This is a genomic window from Exiguobacterium profundum, assembly GCF_042652865.1.
Classification (GTDB): domain Bacteria; phylum Bacillota; class Bacilli; order Exiguobacteriales; family Exiguobacteriaceae; genus Exiguobacterium; species Exiguobacterium profundum.
Genome location: NZ_JBHSHG010000001.1, coordinates 2,006,370 through 2,022,113, shown reverse-complemented (window position 1 = coordinate 2,022,113; position 15,744 = coordinate 2,006,370). Strand labels below are relative to the sequence as shown.

The 15,744-nt window shown below is 48.2% G+C and carries 14 protein-coding genes, 8 tRNA genes and 1 rRNA gene; all 23 read left to right on the top strand.

Annotation, left to right across the window (positions count from 1 at the left end; translation table 11 throughout):
* Positions 1 to 121: 121 nt before the first annotated feature.
* The 23 genes from rrf to ACFO4U_RS10325 all read left to right on the top strand — a co-directional run bounded on the left by rrf (position 122) and on the right by ACFO4U_RS10325 (position 15,700).
* Positions 122 to 238: ribosomal RNA gene (rrf, locus tag ACFO4U_RS10435) — 5S ribosomal RNA — on the top strand.
* A gap of 8 nt (positions 239 to 246) precedes the next feature.
* Positions 247 to 321, top strand: a tRNA-Asn gene (locus tag ACFO4U_RS10430).
* A 5-nt stretch (positions 322 to 326) separates the two neighbouring features.
* Positions 327 to 401, top strand: a tRNA-Glu gene (locus ACFO4U_RS10425).
* Positions 402 to 405: 4 nt separating this feature from the next.
* Positions 406 to 481: transfer RNA gene (locus ACFO4U_RS10420), tRNA-Val, on the top strand.
* 31 nt (positions 482 to 512) lie between these two features.
* Positions 513 to 585, top strand: a tRNA-Thr gene (locus tag ACFO4U_RS10415).
* Between the two features lie 6 nt (positions 586 to 591).
* A tRNA-Tyr gene (locus ACFO4U_RS10410) sits at positions 592 to 675 on the top strand.
* Between the two features lie 5 nt (positions 676 to 680).
* A tRNA-Lys gene (locus tag ACFO4U_RS10405) sits at positions 681 to 756 on the top strand.
* Between the two features lie 6 nt (positions 757 to 762).
* Positions 763 to 837: transfer RNA gene (locus tag ACFO4U_RS10400), tRNA-Gly, on the top strand.
* 18 nt (positions 838 to 855) lie between these two features.
* A tRNA-Ala gene (locus tag ACFO4U_RS10395) sits at positions 856 to 931 on the top strand.
* A 201-nt stretch (positions 932 to 1,132) separates the two neighbouring features.
* Positions 1,133 to 2,035: an arginase gene (rocF, locus tag ACFO4U_RS10390; protein ID WP_074035370.1), complete on the top strand. Its 903-nt coding sequence runs from the start codon at positions 1,133 to 1,135 to the stop codon at positions 2,033 to 2,035.
* Positions 2,036 to 2,164: 129 nt separating this feature from the next.
* Positions 2,165 to 2,740: an RNA polymerase sigma factor SigW gene (sigW, locus tag ACFO4U_RS10385; RefSeq protein WP_012727640.1), complete on the top strand. Its 576-nt coding sequence runs from the start codon at positions 2,165 to 2,167 to the stop codon at positions 2,738 to 2,740.
* Positions 2,737 to 3,372, top strand: a complete 636-nt coding sequence (locus ACFO4U_RS10380; protein WP_211782062.1) for an RseA family anti-sigma factor — start codon at positions 2,737 to 2,739, stop codon at positions 3,370 to 3,372. Before sigW ends, ACFO4U_RS10380 begins: the two co-directional genes overlap by 4 nt.
* A 127-nt stretch (positions 3,373 to 3,499) precedes the next feature.
* Positions 3,500 to 4,360: a diadenylate cyclase CdaA gene (gene cdaA, locus ACFO4U_RS10375; RefSeq protein WP_012727638.1), complete on the top strand. Its 861-nt coding sequence runs from the start codon at positions 3,500 to 3,502 to the stop codon at positions 4,358 to 4,360.
* On the top strand, positions 4,361 to 5,641 hold the full coding sequence (locus ACFO4U_RS10370; protein WP_196431523.1) for a CdaR family protein: 1,281 nt from the start codon (positions 4,361 to 4,363) through the stop codon (positions 5,639 to 5,641).
* A 36-nt stretch (positions 5,642 to 5,677) separates the two neighbouring features.
* Entirely contained in the window at positions 5,678 to 7,036 is a 1,359-nt protein-coding gene (glmM, locus tag ACFO4U_RS10365; RefSeq protein WP_078147859.1) for a phosphoglucosamine mutase, read from the top strand.
* 358 nt (positions 7,037 to 7,394) lie between these two features.
* Positions 7,395 to 9,191, top strand: a complete 1,797-nt coding sequence (gene glmS / locus ACFO4U_RS10360) for a glutamine--fructose-6-phosphate transaminase (isomerizing) (RefSeq protein ID WP_159563147.1) — start codon at positions 7,395 to 7,397, stop codon at positions 9,189 to 9,191.
* Between the two features lie 140 nt (positions 9,192 to 9,331).
* Positions 9,332 to 9,895, top strand: coding sequence for a YdhK family protein (locus tag ACFO4U_RS10355; protein WP_215243555.1), 564 nt, complete (start codon positions 9,332 to 9,334; stop codon positions 9,893 to 9,895).
* A 115-nt stretch (positions 9,896 to 10,010) separates the two neighbouring features.
* Complete coding sequence (locus ACFO4U_RS10350; protein ID WP_078147856.1) at positions 10,011 to 10,490, top strand: DUF2975 domain-containing protein; 480 nt, start codon at positions 10,011 to 10,013, stop codon at positions 10,488 to 10,490.
* Between the two features lie 10 nt (positions 10,491 to 10,500).
* Positions 10,501 to 10,719 (top strand): helix-turn-helix domain-containing protein, encoded by a 219-nt coding sequence (locus ACFO4U_RS10345; RefSeq protein ID WP_012727632.1) that lies wholly within the window; start codon positions 10,501 to 10,503, stop codon positions 10,717 to 10,719.
* Positions 10,720 to 10,800: 81 nt separating this feature from the next.
* Positions 10,801 to 11,487: a DUF975 family protein gene (locus ACFO4U_RS10340; RefSeq protein WP_215243556.1), complete on the top strand. Its 687-nt coding sequence runs from the start codon at positions 10,801 to 10,803 to the stop codon at positions 11,485 to 11,487.
* Between the two features lie 69 nt (positions 11,488 to 11,556).
* On the top strand, positions 11,557 to 12,513 hold the full coding sequence (locus ACFO4U_RS10335; RefSeq protein ID WP_215243557.1) for an NAD(P)/FAD-dependent oxidoreductase: 957 nt from the start codon (positions 11,557 to 11,559) through the stop codon (positions 12,511 to 12,513).
* Positions 12,514 to 12,598: 85 nt separating this feature from the next.
* On the top strand, positions 12,599 to 13,042 hold the full coding sequence (locus tag ACFO4U_RS10330) for a MarR family winged helix-turn-helix transcriptional regulator (protein WP_078147853.1): 444 nt from the start codon (positions 12,599 to 12,601) through the stop codon (positions 13,040 to 13,042).
* Between the two features lie 3 nt (positions 13,043 to 13,045).
* On the top strand, positions 13,046 to 15,700 hold the full coding sequence (locus ACFO4U_RS10325; RefSeq protein WP_215243558.1) for an MMPL family transporter: 2,655 nt from the start codon (positions 13,046 to 13,048) through the stop codon (positions 15,698 to 15,700).
* The last annotated feature ends 44 nt before the right edge of the window (positions 15,701 to 15,744 follow it).

Genomic DNA, 15,744 nt, shown 5'->3' with positions numbered 1-15,744 from the left:
TACTAATCGGTCGAGGCTTTGATCTAGTCTAATGGTTTGTGTTGATGAATCCTCAGTTTTCAGGGAACAAACCCTAAAACAATATTGACATGCGTATGACGCGGTGTTAATATTCATTTTGTCTGGTGGCGATAGCGAGACGGCCACACCCGTTCCCATGCCGAACACGGAAGTTAAGCGTCTCAGCGCCGAAAGTAGTTGGGGGATCTCCCCCTGTGAGGATAGGACGTTGCCAGGCAAGATCGTTCCGCAATAGCTCAGTGGTAGAGCAACCGGCTGTTAACCGGTAGGTCGTAGGTTCAAATCCTACTTGCGGAGCCAATTTAGGCCCGTTGGTCAAGCGGTTAAGACACCGCCCTTTCACGGCGGTAACACGGGTTCGAATCCCGTACGGGTCACCAATATGGAGGATTAGCTCAGCTGGGAGAGCACCTGCCTTACAAGCAGGGGGTCGGCGGTTCGATCCCGTCATCCTCCACCATCTTTATTTATTACATCAAACCTATATATATGCCGGTGTAGCTCAGTTGGTAGAGCATCTGACTTGTAATCAGAGGGTCGAGGGTTCGAATCCTTTCGCCGGCACTCCTCGGGGGGGTAGCGAAGTGGCTAAACGCGGCGGACTGTAAATCCGCTCCTTCGGGTTCGGCGGTTCGAATCCGCCCCCCCCCACCAGGTTTGAGCCATTAGCTCAGTTGGTAGAGCATCTGACTTTTAATCAGAGGGTCGCAGGTTCGAGCCCTGCATGGCTCACCATTTTTTGCGGAAGTAGTTCAGTGGTAGAATACGACCTTGCCAAGGTCGGGGTCGCGGGTTCGAATCCCGTCTTCCGCTCCATATTCTTATCCCTGTATTGGGGCCTTAGCTCAGCTGGGAGAGCGCCTGCCTTGCACGCAGGAGGTCAGCGGTTCGATCCCGCTAGGCTCCACCATATGTTTTTTTCTTAAGTTAGTGATGACTTAAGTTTTTTTTTGCCTAAAACCATGAACCATTCAATTGAGAGTACAGAGAAAGGCAGCCTGCCACCATTCAGGCTGCCTTTTTGCATGTTTATTCATAATATTGCCGAGTTGAACCAAACAAATGATAGCGTTTACAATTTAATTATTAAGCGTATAAAGGGGGAATGGCGATGCAATGGTCATATATTCACGTGCCGCTGCGTTACGGTCAGGGGAAATTAGGGGTCGATCAAGGACCGACAAAGTTAAATGAAATGGGGATGCAACAACTTCTTCCGACAGAAACGGTCAAACATACGATTCGTGTCTTGCCAGAATCTGAAATTCGAGAAAATGAAGAACACTTAAAACGGGTTGATGGTGTCTTGCATACCGTCACGGAATTGGCAGAAGTCGTACATCGTGAAATTTCGGAAAATCGATTCCCTTTGATCGTTGGGGGCGATCATAGTATGGCAATCGGTACTCTTGCTGGATTGGCTCAAACAGGTCCTTATGGAGTCATTTGGGTGGATGCTCACGCTGACTTAAATACAGGCGAAACATCACCGTCGGGGAATATTCACGGAATGCCACTTGCGGCAGCGATGGGGATGGGCGACGTGCGTCTGACAGAAGTGGGTGGACGTGATCCGAAGCTATCACCAGAGCATTTAGTTTATATTGCCCTGCGTGATATCGATGAAGGAGAAATGAATGAAATCAATCGACTCGGCATCAAAGTCATTACAGTAGAAGAAGTACGTACGCGTGGCGTAGATGTCATCATGAAAGAGTCATTGAGTTATCTTCGTGAACGAGTAGACCGTTTTTATATCAGTTTCGATATGGATAGTCTCGATGCATCCCTCGTTCCTGGAACAGGTACACCGGTTGACGGCGGTTTAACAGAAGTCGAAGCCAAAGCGATTTTAAAAGAAGCGATGCAAGCAGAAGACTTGATCGCAGTAGAGCTCGTCGAGTTAAATCCGGCATTAGACCGGGATGACGTGACGGCTCAGTTGGCCTATCGCTTATGTGAAACGATTATAAAATCTAAAGAAAACCTGTTATTGGAAGGCGAAACCGTCTGATTTCCTTACAGTTTCCAAACCCGTTTGCTACAATGGGGATGGAAACTTTTTTTGATTTTTTGAAACCATTTCAATATCAAGACGTATATAGAGATGACCGCATGTGTAGCGGAGAGGGGAAGTGGATTGATGGAACGGCTGACCACCCGTTTGGTTGATGAATTGAGGGCGGGGAATCACGATTCGTTTGCCGAACTGGTAGAACTATACAAGGATGGCGTCTTTGCAATCGCCTATAAAATTTTGTATGATCGTGGCGAAGCAGAGGACGCTGCCCAAGAGGCGTTCATTCGTGCCTATACACGAATCGATACGTATGACGCGCAATATAAGTTCAAAACATGGCTCTATCGAATCACGACAAACGTTGCCATCGATCGCTTGAGGAAGCGGAAGCCGGAATATTCGATGGATGCCGAAATTGCGGGTACAGACGGTTTGACTTATCAAGACCACTTAGCTGATGAAGCGCCCCAACCCGATGCCCAAGTGGTTCATCGCGAAATTCGAAGTGAAATGCATGAGGCAATCAAGCAACTTCCAGACAAATATCGCATTCCGTTATTATTAAAATATGTGGATGATTTGTCGCTTAAAGAAATCAGCGTGATGATCGACATGCCGGTCGCAACGGTTAAGACAAGGATCTTCCGGGGAAGAGAAATGTTAAAAACAATCTTTCAAAATAGGGAGGGGTTCAATTGACTCCTGAAGAAAAAGTACAACAATATTTGGAAGATGGCGTTTTGCCCGAAGAATCTGACGAATTGCGTCAATTGTTAGAGGACGATGAATTATATGAATCGTATCTACAATATGAACGAATCGACGCAGAACTGAAAGCATTGCCTCGTCCAAAGTTATCAGCAGATTTTACGGCCCGAGTGATGGCCGCTTTACCTGAAACTCCTGCACAGACAGCACCTGATTCCGTCGTACCGTTATCAAAACCGGTTCGAAAAGAACGCAAACCGCACTCGAAACAAATGCTATGGTTGCAACGGCACCCAGGTTTGATTGCGGCCGTACTGTTCTTTAGTTTGATGTCTAGTGCGACACTCGGACTATGGAGCAGCGCTTCAGAGACGATGACCTATACAAAAGTACCAGGTGTGATCGTATCTGAGAATGAAGTCATTGTCCCGGCCGGTGTCACGGTTGAAAAAGACATCACGGTCCAAGGTGGCGATTTACGGATTGAAGGTACCGTCAATGGAAACGCGACAGCCGTCAATGGTCGTGCCTATTTAGCAAGTGCCGGTCAAGTGACAGGTGAACTCGAACAGATCGATCAGATGTTCGAATGGATTTGGTACTCGATGAAACAACTTTTCTAAAGACGCTTCCGGCGTCTTTTTTTCGTTTCAATCTGGTTTCGTTTTGACGTGACGCAATGCGTATCTATAGAAATGATGATATAATGGAATTTGCACGATTTAGCTAGGTAGTTGAGGAGGGGAGCATTTGCCGCTACTTGAACAAGTATCATTTTTCTCATTTTTAAATCTTTCAGAAAACGTACATTGGTACGATTATTTGAATGATGTTTTAGATATCGTCGTCGTCACGTATGTCATTTATAAGTTGATGATGATTGTGCGTGGGACAAAAGCAGTACAATTAATTAAAGGGATTTCCATCATTCTAGTCAGTTGGTTCTTGAGCGGTTTCTTTGGATTGAAGACGCTCCAGTTCTTGCTAAATCAGGTGATCACGTACGGTCTCCTCGGAATTATCATCATTTTTCAGCCAGAGTTGAGACGTGGTCTTGAACATCTCGGACGAACGAGTAACTTATTCAGTCGTACGGGAACAAGTGATGAGGAGCAACAACGACAAATGATTGAAGCCATCGTCAGTTCCGCACAGTACATGTCAAAACGGCGAATCGGTGCATTGATTGCGATTGAACGTGATACGGGATTGAACGAATATGTGGAGACCGGCATTCGTATGGATTCGCATATCACATCTCAGTTGATTATTAACTTATTCATTCCGAATACGCCGCTTCATGATGGCGCGATGATTATTCAGGACGGGAAAATTGCGGCGGCAGCTTGCTATTTACCGCTTTCGGAAAGCCCGCACATCGATAAAGCACTCGGGACACGTCACCGAGCAGCCATCGGGGTCAGTGAAGTGACGGATAGCGTCACTCTTACCGTCTCAGAAGAAACGGGAGCAGTCTCACTTGCAATCGCGGGCCGCTTGTATCGGGAACTAGACGAAGAAGCGCTTCGCAATAAATTAATTCAAGAACTCGTCATCGAAGAAAAAGAGGCGACCCTCTCGTTCTTCGGCAAAAAAGGAGGGGATAAGTAAGTGATTGATCAGTGGTTACAACATAAGTGGTTTCTCCGCTTCATCGCACTTGCTTTAGCCGTCCTTTTATACTTAATGGTCGCTGAGACCAGTTCTTCGAATAACGCATCTAGCGCATTGCCAATCGTCGGACAAAGTTCCATGACGCTCGATGTGCCGGTCGAAGTGTTTTTTGATGAGGTCCAGTATGTCGCATATAATGTTCCGGAAGAGATGGGTGTCGAGCTTCAAGGGCCATCTAGTAGTTTAACGATGACGAAATTGGTGAAAGATTATCAAGTGTTCGTCGATTTGACCAATCTTGGCACCGGATTCCATCGTGTCCCGGTCGAAGCGCGTGGATTCGGCGGAGACGTCAATGTCAAACTAGATCGAGAGACTGTCGAAATCTATATCGATCGGAAACAAACGATTGAAGTCCCTGTGTCCGTGAATCTGTTGAACAAAGATCAATTACCGGACGGAAAAGTCGCGGGCGATGTCGAAATCGAACCGTCGACTGTAAAAGTCACAGGTGGTGCGAGTCGGATTCAAAACGTCAAAGAAATCACGTTGAATGTGGATGTTGCCAATCAAAGTCAGACGTTCACACGAGAAATTCCACCGACCATTTTAGATGCGAATGGAAATCCGTTGAACGTGTCGGTCGATCCGAATATCATCAATGTCACCGTACCGATTTATGACGAGAGCGCGATGATTCCAATCGAGGTCGTCACGAGCGGAGAGGTGGCAGACGATTTCCGCTTAGTTGATACGTTGCTAGGTGAGACGGAAGTCCGTGTCTTTGCACCAAAAGCGGTGCTAGATGAACTCCAGCAAGTGGAGACAGAACCGATTGAACTTGACGATTTAACGAAGTCGGGAAAAGTGACCGCTACCCTTCGTCTTCCGGAAGGAGTGACTTCACTCGGTAAAAAAGAAGTAGAAGTCCAGGTGCTCGTTCGTCCAAATGATGAGACGAAAGATGACACGGGTGAATTGACAGAGCGGATTCGGTTGACCGTCCCCATCACTGTCCGTGGATATGACCGGACGAATTACACGATTCAAACGCAAGAAGTGGTCAGCGTGACGCTCTCGGGCAAACGTTCCCTTCTTGAAAGCATCTCATCAAACAGTGTCAACGTGACGTTAGATCTTACCGGATTGCCGAGCGGAACACATGCGGTCGATGCAGATTATGAAGTACCAAAAGGCGTGACCGTGATCTCGCCAAAGACAATCGATGTTCAATTGACGAGTGTCGATGAAGAAACAGAAACATCTTCCATTCAATAAAGATGTTCAATCATACAAAAGTGAGGATTTAATCTTATGGGTAAATATTTTGGAACAGATGGAGTTCGCGGTGTTGCCAACTCTGAGTTAACTGCGGAATTAGCATATCGTTTAGGTCGTGCGGGTGGCTACGTGTTGTCGAAACATTTGCCAGAAGGCGAGCAGCCGAAAGTGTTGATCGGTCGTGACACACGGATTTCGGGACATATGCTTGAAGGTGCATTGATTGCGGGTCTTCTCTCAATCGGTGCAGAAGTGATGCGTCTCGGTGTCATTTCAACACCTGGAGTCGCTTACTTGACGAAATCGCTCGACGCGACGGCAGGTGTCATGATTTCAGCATCGCATAACCCTGTGGCGGATAACGGAATCAAATTCTTCGGTAGCGATGGTTTCAAATTAGACGATGCGACCGAGCAAGAAATTGAAGACATCTTAGATGCTGCGGAAGATACGCTCCCGCGTCCGACAGGTAAAGATCTCGGTTTCGTATCGGATTACTACGAAGGCGCGCAAAAGTATCTTCAAATGTTGAAACAAACGGTAGAAGAAGATTTTGATGGTCTTCACATCGCACTCGACTGTGCACATGGAGCGACGAGTGGCCTTGCGGCTCGACTGTTTGCAGACTTAGAAGCAAACGTGTCGACGATCGGAAACTCGCCAAACGGTTTAAATATCAATGAAGGTGTCGGGTCGACACACCCTGAGCATTTGGCTGAATTCGTCCGTGAAAAAGGAGCGGACATGGGCCTTGCCTTTGATGGGGATGGAGACCGTTTGATTGCGATTGACGAGAACGGTGAAATCGTCGACGGAGACAAGATCATGTATATTTGCGGGAAATACTTGAGTGAAAAAGGGCGTCTCAAAGACAACACGATTGTCGCGACGGTCATGAGTAACCTCGGTTTCCATAAAGCTGTTGAAGAAGCGGGCATGACGGCGCTTCAAACAGCAGTTGGCGACCGCTATGTCGTTGAAGAAATGAAAAAACATCAATATACACTCGGTGGCGAACAATCAGGTCATTTGATTTTCCTCGATCACTCGACAACGGGTGACGGTATGTTATCTGGTGTGCAATTGGCAGAAATCGTGAAATCGACAGGGCGTAAACTGTCTGAATTAGCGGCAGAGATGCCAGTTTATCCGCAAAAGCTCGTGAACATTCGTGTGACGAATAAAAACGATGCGATGAACGGAGAGCGTGTCTTGGCAACGATTCAAGAAGCGGAAGCGGAAATGGCCGGAAACGGTCGAATCCTCGTCCGTGCATCAGGTACAGAACCACTTGTTCGTGTCATGGCTGAAGCCCCGACAGCGGAAGAGTGTGACCGTTACGTTGAAAAAATCGCACAAGTCGTACGCGAAGATTACGGTGTAGACGGATAAAATTTTCAAAACCGGGAATAACACAAGGGAATCCACATCGGATTCCCTTTTTGTTTCCGTTTTGTCATCGAGAAAACAGCGGATTTTCTTGACGAATGGGGGTGTGATTTGTACTATTAAGAGCGTGACCTTGGAAACGGAAGGACACAAGAGTACGAACAAGCGCCAGAACTCTGCGGAGTTGACGAGGTTGGAGGTTATCGAGATTTCGGCGGATGCCTCCTCGTCGCCTGTCACGACGACAAACATGCTTTTAAAACGCCCGGGCGACCGGACGGACAAAGAAGCGTGTACTGACAGCTCTTAGAAAAAGCCCGTTTCCTTTTTCGAGAAATCGAAGAATAGAGGAGATTTGTTTATGTGTGGAATTGTAGGAATGATTGGGAATACCGGAGCGAAGGAAGTCCTTCTCAAAGGTCTTGAAAAACTCGAGTACCGTGGTTATGACTCGGCAGGTCTTGCGTTGATGCATGAGAATGTCAACGTTCACAAAGAAGTCGGTCGCATTGCTGCGCTACGCGAAATCATCCCAGCAGAAGTAGACGGCACGATTGGAATCGGCCACACACGTTGGGCAACACACGGGGTACCGAGCGTACCGAACGCCCACCCGCACCAAAGCACGACAGGACGCTTCACGCTCGTGCATAACGGCGTAATCGAGAACGACGAGCTCATCAAGAAGACGCTCGACGTTCCGTTCCTTTCAGAGACGGACACGGAAGTCATCGTCCAGCTCATGGAGAAGCACTTCGTCGAGCTCGGTGATGTCGAGGCGGCGTTCCGCAAGACGCTTTCGGACCTCCACGGTTCGTACGCGATCGCGATGATCGACTCAGAGGACAAAGAACGCCTCTATATCGGGAAGAACAAGTCACCGCTCCTCGTCGGACTCGGGGACGGCACGTTCAACGTCGTCGCATCAGACGCGATGGCGATGCTCCAGGTGACAGACCAGTACCTCGAGCTCCACGACGGTGAAATCGTCATCCTCACACGTGAGGCGGCGACGATTAAGACGCTCGACGGCGAAGTACTCGAGCGTGCACCATACACGGCCGAAATCGATGCGTCAGACATCGAGAAGGGCACGTACGCGCACTACATGTTGAAAGAGATGGACGAACAGCCAGCCGTCATCCGTAACATCATCCAGCACTACCAGAACGAGAACGGCGACATCGAGCTCGCAGAAGGCGTGCGTGAACTCGTCTCGGAAGCAGACCGCGTCTATATCGTCGCATGTGGTACAAGTTACCACGCTGGTCTTGTCGGGAAGCAATTGATCGAGCGCGTTGCAGGTGTACCGACTGAAGTACACGTCGCATCAGAGTTCGGTTACAACATGCCACTTTTGACAGAGAAGCCACTCTTCCTCTTCATCTCACAATCAGGTGAGACAGCGGACAGCCGTGCCGTCCTCGTCGAAGTGAAAAAATTGGGCCATAAAGCGCTCACGTTAACGAACGTGGCAGGATCGACATTGTCACGTGAAGCGAACGAGACGATGCTCCTCCACGCAGGACCAGAGATCGCGGTCGCCTCGACGAAAGCATACACGGCACAGATTGCCGTCCTCGCGATTCTCGCGTATGACATCGCTCGTGCGAACGGGAAGAAACTTCCGTTTGATCTCATGCAAGAACTTGCACTCGTTGCGACAACGATGGACTCGATCATGGCACAAAAAGAAATCTTTGAAGAGCTTGCAGACAAGTTCTTGAAAGAGTCACGTAACGCATTCTTCCTCGGACGTGGATTGGATTCATATGTAGGTCTCGAAGGCGCATTGAAGCTGAAAGAAATCTCATATATCCAAGCAGAAGGATACCCAGGTGGGGAACTCAAACACGGTCCAATCGCCTTGATTGAAGACGGGACACCGGTCATCACGCTCGTGTCTCAACCGAACACACACCTCAACATCCGTGGAAACATCAAAGAAGTTGTGGCGCGTGGTGCCATCGCATGTACGATTTCAATGGAAGGAATGGAACACGAGAACGACGCATTCGTTCTTCCACGTGTTGAACCACTTCTCACGCCACTCGTGACGGTTCTTCCACTTCAACTCATCTCGTACTATGCAGCACTTGCTCGTGACTGCGATGTCGACAAGCCACGTAACTTGGCGAAGTCTGTAACGGTTGAATAATGTTCAAGACCAAAATCTTTCGGGATTTTGGTCTTTTTTGTTGCAATGAGTTAACAAATCATCGTAATGTTCTCAAATATGTCTGTTCATTCTCCGGAACGGGTACACTCAACATGAAAATGAAGAGAAGGAGAGATTCGATGAAACAGAAGAAATGGATGACAGGTCTCGGTGTCATGATTCTCGCGACATCATTGGCCGCTTGTGGGGATACGGCAGAGGACACATCGATGGAGATGTCAGAAGAGCAAAGCATGGACCATTCAGCGATGGATCACTCCGGGTCTGGAGAAGTTCCAGACGGGCTGATGGAAGCCAGTGATCCGACTTTTCCAGTCGGATCAACCGCGATGATGACAGCGGATCACATGCCAGGGATGGAAGGTGTGGAGGCCACGATTGTCGGTGCGTACGATACGACCGTCTACGCCGTCAGCTATACACCGACAACAGGCGGTGACCCGGTAGAGGATCACAAATGGGTGATTCACGAAGAATTGGACAATCCAGATGAGGAACCGTTGTCTGAAGGGGATGAGGTCGTATTGGCCGCCGACCATATGGAAGGGATGGACGGCGCAGAAGCGACAATCGATACAGTGGAAGAGACGACCGTTTACATGGTTGATTACACGACCGAAGACGGGGAAGAGGTCACAAACCATAAATGGGTGACCGAAAGTGAATTAGAAGCAATGAAATGAATGTGATAGACCTCGAGTACATCTCGTGGTCTATTTTTTTCGATAAATATTTATTGATAAACAATAAATCATAGCATATGATAAAGAAAATAAAACTAAATGAGGTGTTTGGCAGATGAAACGGGAAACCATCTTTTTGAAACTAGCAGTGATTGTCTTGTCGCTCCCGATTCTCGCGGCCTGTATCTTTTTACTCCCTTTCCTTTGGCGAGAGGCGGTGGAGAGCGGAGGATGGATTGCAAATTCGATGCGACCGATTATTGGAGGGATGTATGTAGCAGCGATTCCCTTTTTCGTTGCCTTGTCACAGTCATTCATCTTACTTGGATTGATTGATCGGAATGAGGCATTCTCCTATCGGTCGGTGAAAGCACTTCGTGTCATTAAATATTGTGCGTTGACCATCACGGCCATCTATATGGCGACACTCCCGTTCTTCTATTGGTTCGCTGAGCGAGACGACTCGCCAGGATTTTTAGTCATCGGATTCGTCTTCGTATTCGCCGCATTTGTCATTGCGGTTTTCGCTGAGTTGTTACAGAAACTATTGAAGCGCGCCATCGACATGAAACAAGAAATCGATTTGACGGTATGAGGTGAGAGAAATGGCGATGATTGTGAATCTGGATGTGATGTTGGCGAAACGGAAAATGAGTGTGACGGAACTGTCGGAACGAGTCGGGATCACGATGGCGAACTTATCGATATTGAAAAACGGAAAGGCCAAAGCGATTCGTTTCTCGACACTTGAAGCGATTTGCGAAGCACTCGACTGTCAGCCGGGAGACATATTGGAATATCGAGCGGACGAACGAGCAGAGTGAATCTCTGCTTTTTTATATGAATTTGAAACGTGTGCTTACTATGCTCCGTATATAAAAGTATCAGTCAGGGGGAGATGTAGAATGATTCAAACATGGACAGAACGGACACATGATGCCTTGAAAGGAAAAACGGGGAAACTCATCGGTTGGTCTTTTGCAATGGCGATTTTAGTAGAAGTGTGGCTTATGATAGATCCGACGTATTACGGCATCCAACACAGTTCTACTATTCTTATGATGACCAGTGTGGTTGGACTCATCCTATATGTGATGTCTCTTCCAATGTATATCGGATACAGCTGGATCATTTTAGATACGGTGCGAAATAAGAAATTGCATTTTCAAGATGTATTTAAACCGTTTCGGAAGAATTACCGCTTAAATTTAGCCACATTCCTACTCATGGTTCTCTTCCAACTATTGTGGGGGCTGCTTCTAATCGTTCCAGGAATCATAAAGTACTTTTCTTACGCATTCACTTTCTTTATATTGCGAGATGAGCCTCATTTGTCCCCAACAGAAGCAATTACAAAATCTCGTGGGATGATGCGTGGACAGAAGTGGGAAGCATTTAAATTGATCCTGCCAATGATTCCGGTCTTTTTGACGGGTTTCACGTTAAGTATTGTTTTCAAATTACCGATTTTGTCATCCTGGTCGCTGTTAGTTGCGACTTCCCTTGTTCGCCCGTTAGTAGTTGCGCGCTTCGCTGTCATGTATGAAGATACGCGTCGGGCTTACGACGAACAATGGAACAAGCCAGCCTGAAGCATATCAAACAGAGGGTAAATTGAAGGAACGTGCTACAATCTTCATGAAGAGAAAGGGGAATGCGGAATGAAGATTGGGATCATCGGGGCCGGTCTGAGCGGAATCATCGCAGCGCGTGAACTCGTGCGTCAAGGTCATGCCGTTGAACTGATTGAAAAGAGTCGAAGCGTCGGGGGACGCTTAGCGACGCGTCGAATCGGTGACGGACGGGCAGACCATGGAGCGGTATATTTCACGGTGCGTGGAAAAGAGCTCGAACGAGAGGTGCGGTCGTGGATGAATGTGAACTGGGTGCAAGTCTGGTATGCCGACCCTTATCCACGTTATGTCGCGATTAATGGGATGAATGCCCTCGCTAAGCGTTTAGCTGAAGATTTGACCGTACAGTTGAATGAACGAGTGGAGAACGTTCAAGTGGAAGAAGACGGAACCGTCACAGTCATGACAGACGTGACGACGCGTTCATATGATCGAGTCGTGATGACGGCACCGCTTCCACAGTCATTCGAACTACTAGGGAGTTTGGTCGACCAGATCAAGCCCGCGTTACGTCGTCTTATATATTCGCCGACGTTCGTCGGTCTTTTTGAATGTGCCGGTGATGTGCAGATTGGAGCAGACGGTATTCTCGATCAAGAACTGGTACCTGGTGTATTAAAAATCGTCGATAATCGGCAAAAAGGCATCTCTGCGACACCACTCGTAAGTGTCTATATGGAAGAGGCGTGGAGTGAGGACTGGTATGAGCGACCAGAAGCGGAGACACTTGCAGAAGTTGAGCGGTTATTCCGAGAGGAAGTTGGCGATATCAATCTCGTGTCAAAACAATTGAAACGCTGGCGTTACGCGCAAGCGAAAGACGTATGGCATGAACCGTTTTATCAAGTAAGCCGTCATCCCATCTATTTAGCAGGGGACATCTTCCTTGAGTCCGATGATCCATCCGGACGAACGCGATTCGAAAGTGCCTATCTGTCTGGGTTACGTGTGGCAGAAACCATCGAAAAGAACATGGACCGATAAGGGCACTCCTTATCGGTCTTTTTATTTGACGCCATTTAGTTTAGGGCATAAACTATAATCATCTAGTTTAGGGGGTAAACTAAAAATGAAAGCATTGATGCGCGAAGCGGTGCAGTTGTTTGAAGAAGTGATGTTCCATGGGACGGAACATGTCATCGAAGCGATGGAGGGAGACGTATGGCGCGAGTATTCGCGTGAACAGCTCCAACTGTTGAAGTTACTCGATCAGTTTGGACCAACTCCTGCTGGGCAATTGGCGCAAAAACAAGGTGTCCATAAAAGTGCGGTCTCGAATCGCCTGAAAAAGTTGGTCGAAAAAGGACTCGTCACGAGTCGACGAGGACAAGATCAACGGGAACGATTGATTGAATTGACCCCAGAAGGGAAACGGCTCGTCGAAGAAGTGGACGGTGCCGTCTATCGATATGTGGAATCCCTCATCGATGGAGAAGTAGACGAAATTGAAATCGAGCAGTTTGTTCGGACGTTCCGAAAAATAAAGCAATTGCTCCGAATCGGGGAGGAATAACACATGCATAAAATCATTCAATGGCGCTGGGGAATTTTCATTTCCCTCATCGTATTGACGGCAGCATTATTTGTCGCAGCACCGAACTTAACGAAACAAGCAGAAGAGGCAGGGAGCTTCCAACTTGCGGACGACATGGACTCACAACGCGCACAAGCGATTTTAGATGAAGCCGGGAAGAGTGACAAGACCATCTCCCTCGTCTATGAGTTTGAATCAATCGGAGAGACGGAGCGAACAGATGTCGCGCGTGTCATCGAAGAACTTAAACAAAATGAAACGGTCGTGACAGATGTTCTCGATCCGTTCGAAAACGAGGAGACAGAGGCACAGCTTGTCTCAGAAGACGGACGCATCGTCCTCGTCCCCATCACGGTAGAAGGTACGACGGAAGAAATCAATGCGTTTGCTGATGATGTCCGTGAAAACGTGCTCCCGCAAGAGGAGACAGTATATATCACCGGGGAAGAAATCATTAACAATGATGTGAATCTAAGTGCACAGGAAGGGTTGAAAAAGACAGAAATCATCACGGTCGTGTTGATTTTTGGATTACTCCTTCTCGTCTTCCGTTCCATCGTGACCCCGTTCATCCCGCTCATCGCGGTCGGATTCACTTATCTATTGAGTCAATCCTTTGTCGCGTTCTTCGTGGATTGGTTCGGGTTCCCGGTGTCCAACTACACGCAGATCTTCCTTGTCGCCATCTTGTTCGGGATTGGGACAGACTACTGTATCCTGCTTCTTAGCCGTTATAAAGAAGAACTCAGTGCAGGACATGCCATCGAAGACGCCATCGTCAATACGTACAAGACGGCAGGACGGACGGTCCTCATCAGTGGACTCGCGGTCTTCGTCGGTTTTGCCGCCATCGGATTTGCTGATTTTCCAATCTTCAAATCAGCGGTCGCCGTCGCAGTCGGGATTGCGGTGTTGCTGCTGATTCTTTTCACGGTCGTCCCGTTCTTTATGGCGACGCTCAAACAGCGGCTGTTTTGGCCGTCGAAGAAGGCAGGCGAGCATCATGACAGCAAGCTTTGGGCTAGCTTGAGCCGATTGTCGGTCAATCGCCCGTTCGTATCGATTTTGGTCGTCTGGTTGATCACAGTACCCGTCTTATTCACATATGACGATGCCCGTTCGTTCAATACGGTCGATGAGATTGGAGACGGGTACGATTCGGTTCGTGGACTGAATTTGATCTCAGAAGGGTTCGGTCAAGGGGAATCCCTTCCGGTACAAGTCATTTTGAGACAAGATCAAGCCATTACAGAATCAGAAGTTCCCTATATCGAAAAGTTTGCAAGTGAGCTTGAAAAAGTCGAAGGTGTGAATGGTGTCCGTGCGCTCACACGTCCTACTGGTGAAGTCATCGACGATTTTTATGTCGATACGCAGCTCAGTGAAGTCAGCGATGGCTTGTCTGAAGCGCAGACGGGTCTCGGGGATGTTCAAACTGGATTGGATGAGATTGAGCAAGGATTGAACGGGATTGTCGAGCAATTGCCAAGTGGTTCAACCAATGCCGGGGCACCGCTTGCAGAAGCAGCAGCGGGGCTGAATCAGTTGAATGGTCAACTTGGTCTCATTGGGCAAGGATTGACAGCGACTCAAAACATCCCGGCCGCAGTCGGACAGCTCGGTCAAGTATCAGCTGGCCTCACACAAATTGAGTCAGGAATCAACGAAGCGGCGTCCGCTTTAAATGCACAAGGTTCTCAGGTCGGTGAACTTGGTAGTGGGTTAGCGCAACTGGCGACAGGTGTCGCGGAAGCGAACGACGGGCTAGGGCAAATTGAGTCTGGTCTCGGCGAAGCCGTTTCATTCTTACAACAGTTGAGTGAAGCAGATGCGCTTCGGGAGACTGGTGTGTATCTTCCGGAAGGGACGCTCACATCGGATGAGTTCTCACCTGCTGTCGAACGCTATGTCTTCGATGAAGGAATGGCGACTCAGCTCGAGGTCGTCTTAGAGATGGACCCGTATTCGCCAGAAGCGATTGATACCGTCGAGACAATCAAAGAGACGATGAATCGTGCCGTGACGGGAACACCATATGCGGATGCGACCATCGGATATGCCGGGATTTCAAGTATCAATAGCGATTTAAATGAAACATCGACGAATGATTTCAATCGAACGGTAGCCATCATGCTCGTGACGTTGTTCATCGTTTTGACAGCGCTGTTCCGCTCGATGATCATGCCACTCTATATGATTGCTTCGCTTCTCTTGACGTACTATACGTCAGCGGCAATCACAGAGCTGATCTTTGTAGAAGGACTCGGCTATGACGGGATTAGCTGGGCCGTTCCGTTCTTTGGATTTGTCATGTTGATTGCCCTTGGAATTGACTACTCCATCTTCTTGTTAGATCGCTTCCGGGAAGAAACAATCAATGGGAAGACGGTCCGTGAGGCGCTCATCCACTCGATGACGAAGATGGGTACCGTCATTATGACAGCCGCGGTCATCCTCGCCGGGACGTTCGGTGCCATGATTCCGTCAGGCGTGCTCAGTCTCGTCCAGATCGCGACAATCGTCATCACCGGTTTGTTATTGTATGGCTTGATTGTGTTACCCCTCTTGATCCCAGCCATTACGATTTCATTTGGCGATGGTGTCTGGTGGCCATTCCAACAAAAGAAAAAGTCATAAGCAGAAACGGATGTCTCGTATGATGAGATATCCGTTTTTTGGGA

Excerpts from the sequence above, each read along its gene's own strand:
- rocF (WP_074035370.1), top strand. The coding sequence starts at position 1,133 with ATGCAATGGTCATATATTCACGTGCCGCTGCGTTACGGTCAGGGGAAA.
- sigW (WP_012727640.1), top strand. The coding sequence starts at position 2,165 with ATGGAACGGCTGACCACCCGTTTGGTTGATGAATTGAGGGCGGGGAAT.
- glmM (WP_078147859.1), top strand. The coding sequence starts at position 5,678 with ATGGGTAAATATTTTGGAACAGATGGAGTTCGCGGTGTTGCCAACTCT.
- glmS (WP_159563147.1), top strand. The coding sequence starts at position 7,395 with ATGTGTGGAATTGTAGGAATGATTGGGAATACCGGAGCGAAGGAAGTC.
- ACFO4U_RS10355 (WP_215243555.1), top strand. The coding sequence starts at position 9,332 with ATGAAACAGAAGAAATGGATGACAGGTCTCGGTGTCATGATTCTCGCG.
- ACFO4U_RS10350 (WP_078147856.1), top strand. The coding sequence starts at position 10,011 with ATGAAACGGGAAACCATCTTTTTGAAACTAGCAGTGATTGTCTTGTCG.
- ACFO4U_RS10345 (WP_012727632.1), top strand. The coding sequence starts at position 10,501 with ATGGCGATGATTGTGAATCTGGATGTGATGTTGGCGAAACGGAAAATG.
- ACFO4U_RS10340 (WP_215243556.1), top strand. The coding sequence starts at position 10,801 with ATGATTCAAACATGGACAGAACGGACACATGATGCCTTGAAAGGAAAA.
- ACFO4U_RS10335 (WP_215243557.1), top strand. The coding sequence starts at position 11,557 with ATGAAGATTGGGATCATCGGGGCCGGTCTGAGCGGAATCATCGCAGCG.
- ACFO4U_RS10330 (WP_078147853.1), top strand. The coding sequence starts at position 12,599 with ATGAAAGCATTGATGCGCGAAGCGGTGCAGTTGTTTGAAGAAGTGATG.
- ACFO4U_RS10325 (WP_215243558.1), top strand. The coding sequence starts at position 13,046 with ATGCATAAAATCATTCAATGGCGCTGGGGAATTTTCATTTCCCTCATC.